8 protein-coding genes and 2 pseudogenes are annotated in these 9974 nt (G+C 57.2%); 2 read left to right on the top strand and 8 right to left on the bottom strand.

Annotated features, from left to right (window positions below):
- Positions 1 to 227: 227 nt before the first annotated feature.
- From JK208_RS11965 to JK208_RS11940, 5 genes are all read right to left on the bottom strand, one after another.
- Entirely contained in the window at positions 228 to 533 is a 306-nt protein-coding gene (locus tag JK208_RS11965; RefSeq protein WP_244901460.1) for a hypothetical protein, read from the bottom strand.
- A gap of 697 nt (positions 534 to 1230) precedes the next feature.
- The gene (locus tag JK208_RS11955; RefSeq protein ID WP_061487159.1) at positions 1231 to 1500 is read right to left on the bottom strand and encodes a hypothetical protein; all 270 of its coding nucleotides are present in this window, start codon (positions 1498 to 1500) and stop codon (positions 1231 to 1233) included.
- Between the two features lie 400 nt (positions 1501 to 1900).
- Positions 1901 to 2308, bottom strand: coding sequence for a hypothetical protein (locus tag JK208_RS11950; RefSeq protein WP_249202134.1), 408 nt, complete (start codon positions 2306 to 2308; stop codon positions 1901 to 1903).
- A 269-nt stretch (positions 2309 to 2577) separates the two neighbouring features.
- Positions 2578 to 3486, bottom strand: coding sequence for an IS110 family transposase (locus tag JK208_RS11945; protein ID WP_280522720.1), 909 nt, complete (start codon positions 3484 to 3486; stop codon positions 2578 to 2580).
- A gap of 12 nt (positions 3487 to 3498) precedes the next feature.
- Positions 3499 to 4676 (bottom strand): IS3 family transposase gene (locus tag JK208_RS11940; RefSeq protein WP_099287335.1). Its coding sequence is split into 2 segments (ribosomal slippage): positions 3499 to 4418 and positions 4418 to 4676, totalling 1179 coding nucleotides; the frame shifts between segments, so codons are not numbered across the junction.
- A gap of 103 nt (positions 4677 to 4779) precedes the next feature.
- On the opposite strand from JK208_RS11940, the gene JK208_RS11935 reads away from it, so the two are divergent.
- Complete coding sequence (locus tag JK208_RS11935; RefSeq protein ID WP_103143233.1) at positions 4780 to 5889, top strand: IS110 family transposase; 1110 nt, start codon at positions 4780 to 4782, stop codon at positions 5887 to 5889.
- A gap of 642 nt (positions 5890 to 6531) precedes the next feature.
- On the opposite strand, the gene JK208_RS11930 is transcribed toward JK208_RS11935, so the two are convergent.
- Entirely contained in the window at positions 6532 to 7686 is a 1155-nt protein-coding gene (locus tag JK208_RS11930; RefSeq protein WP_145994768.1) for a hypothetical protein, read from the bottom strand.
- Positions 7687 to 8270: 584 nt separating this feature from the next.
- Between JK208_RS11930 and JK208_RS11925 the strand changes: the two genes are divergently transcribed.
- Positions 8271 to 9365: a hypothetical protein gene (locus JK208_RS11925; RefSeq protein ID WP_062454531.1), complete on the top strand. Its 1095-nt coding sequence runs from the start codon at positions 8271 to 8273 to the stop codon at positions 9363 to 9365.
- A gap of 86 nt (positions 9366 to 9451) precedes the next feature.
- Here JK208_RS11925 and JK208_RS11920 read toward each other — a convergent pair.
- Both JK208_RS11920 and JK208_RS11915 read right to left on the bottom strand, forming a co-directional pair.
- Positions 9452 to 9754 (bottom strand): annotated as a pseudogene (locus JK208_RS11920) (transposase); the annotation flags it as partial.
- Between the two features lie 28 nt (positions 9755 to 9782).
- A pseudogene (locus JK208_RS11915) lies at positions 9783 to 9974 on the bottom strand (hypothetical protein); the annotation flags it as partial.

Raw genomic sequence — 9974 nt, 5'->3', positions numbered from 1 at the left:
TCCCACGCCCTGGGTCTGGTTTTTCTTTTAGAGCAGTTCCACTGATCCAGAGTTAAAAGGACTGGTCGAACCGCTTGGATCCCTCGGATGTGGATGCGAACTCCCCTGCGGATTGAATCAGTCTCTGGAAGGGCTAATGGCCCTTCCGGCTTACATCCGGTGCCAGCATGGCAGACAACAGGACAATATTCTGGCATGATCTCGCACGGCCTTTGGCAAGATCGATGTCAGCTGGTTTTCGAGGTCTCCCAACGGCCAGCCCAAGGCCTTGGCCATGTGCGTGCGGTCAGCGCCAGGCAGAAGTTTTCGGACCACGGCGTTGGTCGGGTCGTCGCTTCCGGGTCTGACGCGGTTCTCCAGCGAGAAACCCGCTCGTAAATCTGGTGGTCAGCCGCCCGACGCATGAGGCCGCCGTATCCGCGGTCTTTTTCCTCATAGCTGAGATAGTAGGCAAGCAGGACCGCCAGTTCTGTGCTGATCTGAACGGTCGGAAGCGACATAATTTTGTTCGGTCTGTCCGTGTGAAGAGTCATGGTGCACTCCTCAGGCCGGACCGCGTGTCATCCGATGTCAGAGCCGTCGCATCCAGAGGACTGACGCTCAAGCCAGAAACAGTGGCGGTGACGTCGATATGCACGGATNTGCAGGAGGGCGGCCTGAGGCGTATAGGCGCCCTTGACGGCTGCCGAGGTCCTGCCGTCCATAAGGATCGGGTCGATAAGGACCGGGCACCCGGTCTGCCGGCTCAATATCTCGATGGCGCGGGCCAGTGGCATGGATGGAATGTTTACCGGCTGCTTTTCTGTCTCGCACGACAGCATACCCTGCGGCGCATGAGCTGATGTCGGCGAGACCATTCCGACCAGCAGCATGAGGATGAGACCGACAGCGACATGTGGCCTCTCCCTCTGCTGAAGGTGCCGAGGTTGCTTGGCCGTCTGTTCCGCTCGCTCGGTCTCTCCGGCGGAATGCGACCAAACTGGCCCCCTCGTCCCAAGTGAACGGGGCACCGGAGGATGGTTATTCCAATAGTGCTGAAGTGCCTTCAGGTTGAGAAAATGGATAAAACTCGACATCTCCCTGTTCTCTCTGCTTTCGACTTCACCTTCAGAGACGCGGGGCCTCCGATGGAAGGCCCCGCTCCACCCTCTCATTCGTGCGGTCGTTCCAGAAAAGATGGCGCTTCCGCTCGGAGAAGGCGTTTCTGATCTACCCGGCGCGGTCAGTGCCTTACGCCGCGACCGGAACTGGCGGTACGGCTCTTGCCCGCATGGGGAGACGGAACGCGAGATCAGAAGCCAGGGGATCACACCCGGCAGGGGCAACCGCGCCCGCCTGGACCAGGCGTTCCAGCGTGGAGCGAAGTCTGATCCCCGGTATACCGGTATGGGCCACCAGAGACGTCAGCGTCACGCCACGTCCGTCATGACCGAGGCGGCGGAGCACGGAGAGGACACGCGGAGCGAGCGGATCGTCTCCGAAAAGGGGGCGCGTTACCATGATACGCTTCCCTCCAGTCGGTTGCGCCATCTCCGGGCGGCTGTGCGCAGGGAGCGGCGATAGCGGGAATAAAGTCCTTTCAGTGTCGACATCCACATCCTCCGATTAAAGCAACATGGACTCCAGTTGTCTGGCTCACAGAGCCTATGCCGGACCCGATGGCGTCCGGCGAAAGCAAGATTGGAAGAGATGCTTGCCTCGTCAAGGGGGCACGAAATGCAGATTCTTTTTCATGAATAATTTTATTATTTATATTTGTATTTATTTTTTGTGGCGGTGTTGCGGACGGAAACTACAGGGGTTTTGTTGATATTCGTTAACCATCATGGCGATGATCGCGGAAAATCAATATATTTTCCTTCTATGATGGTGGCCCGGGGTTTTCCGGCCACCACCTGTTTTAGAGAGCGCTTCCAGCGCGTCCGTTTGTCGGGACTTCCGTCCGCGTCTCGACGGCGGGCGTCAGAGCCGTCGAACCAGCCTTTTGATCTCCGGGATTGTCAACTGCCATCGGCGCGGGGAGCGTCGCACAGGACTTGCTTCCGGTGCGTGACACATGAACGATTGGCGCCGCCTGACCGTTTGATGTGATCGTGATCGTCTGCGTACAGGCGCTGGGTCCACCGGTGCTGACCGCCTCGAAACGCTGCCAGGACATGCTCTGTTTCGGGAGGTCATGACCAACAGCCGGAACGGCGCGCAGGACGCCGTCCAGCCGCGAGCCCAATGTCCGATCGACCGCCTCCATGAGAGCCATATTGCGTGCCATCATGCGATCAACGGCCTCGAACATGTCGATATCAGGCATTGCCGCTGTCGTTGCGATGCCCTGGACCGGGACCAGGATACCGACCTGGTGTCCCCGTGCATCAACGACGCGCAACGTATCCTGAGCCTGCGCAGGCAGGGCAGCCGCGCCGCAGGCCAGTTAGCAACAAAGGTGCCGGCCTGAATCATACGAGAAAAATGCATTTTGGAATCCTCCGTGTCTGTTAAGCAGTGTCGGACGACGCGGAAAATATGGAGCGCCAAGAATTAGCCCGCAAGGAGTTAAATGGTGATATCTAGCAACTGTGTTTAAGCGGCGGAGCTAATGCGCCATGGCACTCCAGTTTTGAGGATAGCATTGGCGATTGTGATGAGGCGCCGTGCGATAGCGACGATCACTAGTTTATGTGGTTTACCCCGCTCTTTCATGCGCTTGGCAACAGCTTTCAGAACTGGATTATGGCAGGCAGCTGCCAATCCTGCCTGGAACAGCACGTGGCGGAGAGATCTTCTTCCCCCTGAAATGACCCGTTTCCCACGCATCGCGCCACTATCATGAGCCATTGGCGCAAGACCAGTCATTGCAGCGGCTTCTGTCGCTGTCATGCGGCCGAGCTCTGGCATTTCTGCGAGAAGCATGGCGACTGATACCGGGCCAATACCAGGAATGGAACGGAGAAGCTCTGCTTTGGCGGAGAGTTCTTCTGCCTCTCCGATAACACTTTCAATCCGTTGTTCAAGCTCGCTGATCTGGCTTTCGAGAAATGCTTTGAGACTGCTGTCCATATCCTCCAGTTCAGCGCTCACACCCTGCTTGCGGCGTGCCGAAATCTGGGCAGAAAGCCGTTTACGTGCCTCCACCATCTGAGCTCTGCGCACCGTCAGTGCCCGCAGAAACTGGAGCTTCTCATCCGGCAGTGTTCGTCCTGCTTCTGGACGAAAAGCCATAAAGCGCGCAATCAATTCCGCATCGATCTGATCGGTTTTCGCGCGTTTCCCCATGGCGAGTGCGAAAGCTTTGATCTGTGCTGGAGGCAACTGGACGGCATTGAGTCCCATACTGATGAGAACACCCCAGAGTGCCCATTCCTGTCCACCGGTTGCTTCAAATCCAACCGTGAGACCGTCCGGCATACTCTGAAGAGTTTCCAGTAATCTGGCATGGCCATCAGAGGTGGACCCGTCTGTTCGGACAGTTTTTGGGTTTGAATAAGCTATACCCGGTTATTGTTATGCCGCCCTTCTGACAGCGTTGCTGTTGGCCATCTGGTCCGGGGTTAACCCCGGACCAGATGATGTCGGCACGTCATGATACGCCTCATCGGGCGTACGTCCAGCCAGCGCCATATGCGGACGCCTTTCGTTATAATGGGCGATCCATCTGCTAAGCCCGGCCCTCAGCTCTGATCCGGTCTCGAACGCGTGCAGGTAGACGCATTCATATTTCAGCGACCGCCACAGACGCTCGATGAATACATTATCCAGCCATCGCCCACGCCCGTCCATACTGATGCGGATCTGACGCTCTTCCAGTATCCCGGTGAAACGGGGTGTCGTAAATTGCGACCCCTGGTCAGTATTGAAAATGTCCGGGGCGCCATAGCGCATGAGGGCATCCTGTAGCGCCTCGATACAGAACTCCACGTCCATCGTGTTCGACAGACGCCAGGACAGGACCTTGCGCGTGAACCAGTCCATGATCGCCACGAGATAGAGAAATCCCCGTTTCATGGGAATATATGTGATATCGGAACACCAGACCTGGTCAGGCCGATTGATGACCAGATCCCGCAGCAGATAGGGATATTTCCGATGCTCCGGATGGGGCACGGTCGTGCGCGGCTTCTGGTAGATCGCCCGCAGGCCCATGAGCCGCCGGACCCGCTTGCGGCCCACTTCATGTCCCAGGCGGCGCAGATGCCATGTCATCTGCCGTGAGCCATAATACGGCGTTTCCAGGAACTGGCCGTCGATCAGCCGCATCAACGCCAGATTGGCCTCGCTCTGTGGCGCAGGCCGATAGTAGACGCCAGACCGGTTGAGATGCAGCAGCGTGCATTGCCGCACGACCGAAAGCCGGGGACGCTGTGGGTCAATCATCTGCCGCCTCTGATCACGCCCAACCGAACAGAGGCATCGCGTAAAAAATCCCGTTCCACGAGAAGCTCGCCAATCTTCGCGTGCAGTTTCTCCACATCGGCAGGGCTGACCAGGGGCTCAGACACCGCCTTCCCCGAAAAGGTTGCCGCCATGCCCTCGACTGCCTGGCGCTTCCACTGGGCAATCATCGTCTGATGCACACCATGTTTCGAAGCCAGTTCCGCCAGCGTCAGCTCCCCACGGATCGCCTCCAGCGCAACCCGTGACTTGAACTCCGCCGCATACCTCTTGCGCGTAACCTTGCCCATAAAACCCGTCCTCTTTCAGGTCGGATTATAGACCCAATGACCGTCATTCGCCTCGTTTTCCGAGGTCAGGGGGAGCGTAAGCTCACTTTGTCAGGAGAGGAGAATGACAATGTCGACTGCGAAATTTATTGGCCTGGACGTTCACAAGGAGACAATTGCCGTGGCGGTCGCCAATGACGGGCGATCGGGAGAGATCCGGTTCCACGGGACTATTCCCAACACGCCCGATGCCATACGGCGCCTGGTGGCACGCCTGGCAGCGCCCGATGTCACGCTCCACTTCTGCTATGAAGCAGGCGGCTGTGGATATGGTATCTATCGTCAGTTGACCGACCTGGGCGTGGAATGCAGCGTCATCGCCCCATCTGTAATACCGCGCAAGCCAGCCTACAGGGTGAAGACGGACAGGAGAGACGCCCAGATGCTGGCGCGCCTGCTGCGCTCGGGCGAACTGACAGCAATCTGGGTGCCGGACGAGGCGCACGAAGCCATCCGGGATCTGATCCGGGGACGTCGGCAGGCGAAACAGGATCTGGTTGCCAGCCGGCAAACAGTATTGAGCTTCCTGCTTCGCCATGGGCGCAAATTCACCGGGCGATCGAATTGGACCAAGGCGCATTGGCGCTGGCTCAGTGAGCAGGCCTTCGACGCACCGCATCAGCAATTCGTGTTCGGTGAAGGTATCCGACGGATTGAGGAGGCACAGCATCGCTGCGACAGGCTGGACTCCATGCTGGTGGAAGCACTGCCGCAATGGTCGCTGGCTCCTCTGGTTCAGGCGTTGCAGGCCCTCCGTGGTGTCGGGCTCGTGGTGGCCGCGACCTTGGTTGCCGAAATTGGCGATCTCAGTCGCTTTGATACGCCCAAGCAACTGATGAGCTGGCTTGGCCTAGTTCCCTCGGAGGCGTCCAGCGGCGCCCGCACCCGCCGTGGTGCGATAACAAAGACGGGGAACCGGGAGGCACGGGCGATGCTGGTAGAGGCGGCATGGTCGTATCGCCTGCCGGCGCGCGAAGAGAGGCGATATCAAATGCGCGTCGAAGGCTTGCCGGAGGATATCAGGGCCATCGCGTGGAAAGCCCAGGTCCGTCTTTGTCAGCGCTACCGCTTGTTGGCATCGACCGGAAAGGCCCTGCCAAAAGTGATTACGGCGATCGCCCGCGAGCTGGTCGGGTTCATCTGGGATATCGGTCGACGTATACAGCCAATCTGATAGGGAATTCCGCGCCCGATTATTGGACCTGACGGGCGTGCCGCGAAGACCAGGCAAGATGGGTAATCCTCGTTGTAAGCTGGGGCAGGTTTCGACCGACGCCCGTCTATAGAGAGAGGAAGGCCCACGACGGAAATGGGAAATGCGGTAGCCAACCCGCGGATGAGAGCATGATCAATCGTCGTCGATCGGCTCGCGGCACACCCGTCAGGTCCACTATCAGTTTTTGGTCACACCAGACACCAGTCATGGTGTAGGCTTCTTGCAACTGCACTCCCCTAATGACGGTCATGAGAGCTTATTGCCCTGTCCGAAAAATGGGGTCCACCTCTGTCGATGCCAAAATCTCCGGTCGAAGTTTCTCGCCAAATTAGTTCAAGGTCGGCCAACTTGGCCTGAATGGCCGCGATGCCCTTTCGTTCAGTGGCATAGTATCTCCGCATGATTCAGGTTTCCAATTTTTGCAGCTCTTATACGATTATCACCGCTTCGGGGAGTAAGTCATGCTGCGTCGTGCATGGATGTCGCAGAAGGGCTGAGAGCCGCTTCAAGCCGGGCAAGCGCTGCCCTAGAAAGTGATCTCAAGAGGGGGTGTTCAGCGTCCCCGCTGCCGACGTCAAAGCCCATCGCTAGACCATCAGTTCAGCCTCGAATGAACGGGCCGGCAAGGAGCTCGTCAAAGGACCACCTTTGTATCGGTTCCGATGGAATGCAGACGGAAAGATCGTGCTGCCACCTCCCAAGGCCCTTGACGCTGAGGTTTACGCGAATTGGTAACCAATTGTTCGTAGGCGTGTTAGCAAGAATTTGGATACCAAAGACGCGCTCGACGCATAGAAGCGGAGTGTATTGCTGGTTGTCGGTGGGGTTGAAGTAGGGGATTGCTGCCAAGCGGATTATCTCAAGATTCAGGTAGCGATCAAGCCACGGTGAACCAGCAAGCAGGTTGTAATACTCGGCAAACCTCGTCCCAAAATCGCGGTGAAACGGGCTTTCGCCCATCTGATGCGATAGGCACGTCTTCACCTGCTGCGGCAAGGCGTCCACGCCGGACACCATGGCCCATTTGCCGTTGCTGGTCATCAGGTCATGGCTATCCGACAATGCCCACATCTTCGGAATGTCGGCAGCTGGAATCCGTTCGGCACTCGGGAAAACCAGACACCGAACCGTGTAGCAGCCAGTTGTCTCCCTGGTGACAGACGGCTTAGCCCTCAACGCGCGTCCGTCTCCAAGCTCATTCACAAGGACAAATCGATCTTTGACCGCGGTTTGTTCGTAACGATCGGCAAACGTGATCAAGTTATGAACATCGCCGTCAATGAAGCTCTGCAGATGGAAGCTCCATACTTCACCTTCAACGCCCAGAAATTTGCCAACGAATACGATGTCGGGTCCGATAGCGATAAGGTCGGCATTGGGCTGCCCAACTGAGAGGACATTGCGCTGTCTTTCGGCGCACTTCCCCTCGTGCTCGGCTTTCATCTCGCGAAGCACTTCAGCTGTGTAGGTCGCCTCGTCCCGGTCGATAAGGTCGGCGTGGGTTGCACACAACCAAATAGCATTGGAGATGTGAGTGCGCTCCTCGCGGGTCATTGACGCGAGATAGCGCCGCGCGCCTGGTCCAGGGGCGGCAGCATGAATGTGCGCTGCCTTACCGATCATGTTTACAGCCTCGGGCGATTCATCGCTTGGGCCTGATGTCGGCTGGGGGCAATCACGAAACGAACAATGATGATTGGCGCGAAGCGCGACTGCATTCTTTGTGCTACGGGAGAATTCGTCGCGGTTACTCATCACACCTTAATATCCGAACAGCGCGCTTGCTGCCAGCATTCCGAATGCCGCTTCCGCTTACATGCCCTCGTTAATCAAAGTCTGCTTGTTGTTGTGGTGCAGCTATCCCCGACAGTCTATTCTTGACCGGGTCTCGCCATAAGGCGAATGTCCGGTATCCGCATTCGCTGATCGTAAGCTGACTGGCAATAAGCCCTCCAAGTCAGCCGCGAGCCTCAGAATAGTTACAGACCTGCGTGAGTTGGAATGTCTCTCGCAAAGAGGGCCAGGGACGATCAGGCTGTCCTTCCGTGAGCAGACTTTGTCCTTGCATGAGCGTCCGTGGAACACGCCTTGAAAAGACCTTTGCGGGTCTTTTTTGTGCCCCACCCCTATGTCCGATAATAAGAATTAACGGACATAGAGGGTGAAGAGGGGGCGCGTTTTGGAAAAATTTGCAAATTTAACCTAAGACCGATTTAACATGACTTCATGCCTGTCTTCGCTCTCTTTCCAAGCCTGTCTCGGCTCACACTGAAAGCCACCTTTAAGCCCTTTGATGTGAGGGCACTGATGCTCCATGATCCTGCGCCGACGATGCCGTGATGTTGTTGCCGACCCGTACGACGCTTCAGGTCTCTGACGTAGCGATCGACCTGACCGCGGCATCGATAACCATCGGTCGTCTCGATCAGCGGCTCCAGAATCATCCCCTGAAGGAGGCCTTTCTCTATCGCGCCCGTCTCGACGCTGTCCGGGCCCAGGCGCAGGTCGATGGGCAGGCCATTGATCCCTGGCACCTGGCGGCTGTCCTGGAAGGACTGCGCCTCCCAACGCAGGACCTTGAGGGTGCTGACCGGTTTGCTTTGGTGGAAGCGGCACAAACAGCGTTTCGGCTCTACCAGTGGCAGACCCATCCTTCAGCGACACAACGGCAGGATATTGCACGGGCTCTCTCTCATCTCCGGCCCTTCATCCGAACGTGTGGACCCTTCCTCGGTGCGGCGATCGCGTTCCATGACTGGCTGCATCAGGGAGAACAGAGGGCTCCCTTCCGGGCGGCCCTTGGCGTTTTGTGGCGCAAACGAGGCGTCATGCGCAGCGCCCTTCCCCTAACAGGTCCTGCTGCGCTTCGTGCTGGAGCACCTCATGATCCTGTGCGATGGGTTCCGGTGTTCCTCAGAGCCGTTACGGCAGAAGCCCACTCCATGACCGAGATGCTGCGTGGCATGGAACGCCAGTGGGTCATAGCCCGCAGAGAAGCAGGCGCGCAGCGTCGGAACTCGCGAGCTCCTGCAGCCATCGATATTTTGGCCGCTCGCCCTTTGACGTCCGCGACGACGCTGGCAGACCTCCTCAAGATGTCTGTCAACGCCGCCCTTGACCTTCTTGAACGGTTTGAAAGCCTGGGACTGGTGGTTGAAGTGACGCATCGGTCCGCGCGGCGTTTGTTCGCCTTGCGGGGGTTCGAGCCCCTGCGCGAGGCTCTGATGCCGCCGCGCCGGCTCGCGTCTTATCCCCTGAAAAACACGGATCCTGCGCTGCCTGACGAACTGCGCCCGTCAGATCTGTTATCAACGCTCTCCGGACAACAGGCAGCGATCTGGAAGCCCGACTTTACCGAGCTTGAGGCTGCGATGAAAGAAGCAGATCACATCCTCAGGAAAACGACTTCGCGTAGAAACAAGCCTCGAGTGTAACGCGATAATAAGGCCTGCTCTCAAGGGGAGTCCGTTTTCGAGTTGTCCGGGGGGCACGTCAGGTTGAACCGCCCATCGATCGCACCCGCTTGTGTCAGGCGTTCACGGAACAGCCAGACTGTTTTGGCATCAGGCACCCGATCTGAAAGTCCCATACCAAGGAAACGCATAAAGGAGAGGCGATCGTTGATGAGATACTCTGTCCGCTCATCAGAAAAATTGTTGAGCATCTGGATTACCAGGATCTTGAACATCAGCACCGGATCAAGTGGCGGTCTTCCGCCTTTGCTTTCGTCCGCATAAGCCAATGCTTTATCCAGGTTAGGGCGGAATACTTCAAAATCCACAGTCCGGGAAAACGCTTCGAGCTGATCACCAAGCCCATTCAACCGGGCAGCCGTTCTTCATCATCCCAAATCAACTAAGGCGAAATGGAATCACAGAGGAACCCTCAAAACCAGAGGGTTTTTCGAACCCTCCAATTATTTGGTCTGATTTCATTGAAACAATTGACTGGAAATAAGGCAACACAGAAATCGTCGTTTCACCAATTTTGAAATGCCGGTTCATTGTCTTTCCCTTTTCAGGGTTAATACGGTGTAAAACGTT

This window comes from Gluconobacter sp. Dm-74 (assembly GCF_018256135.1).
Taxonomy (GTDB): Bacteria; Pseudomonadota; Alphaproteobacteria; order Acetobacterales; family Acetobacteraceae; genus Gluconobacter; species Gluconobacter cadivus.
The sequence above is the reverse complement of the archived record's forward strand: the minus strand, read 5'-3'. Positions and strand labels throughout refer to the sequence as shown.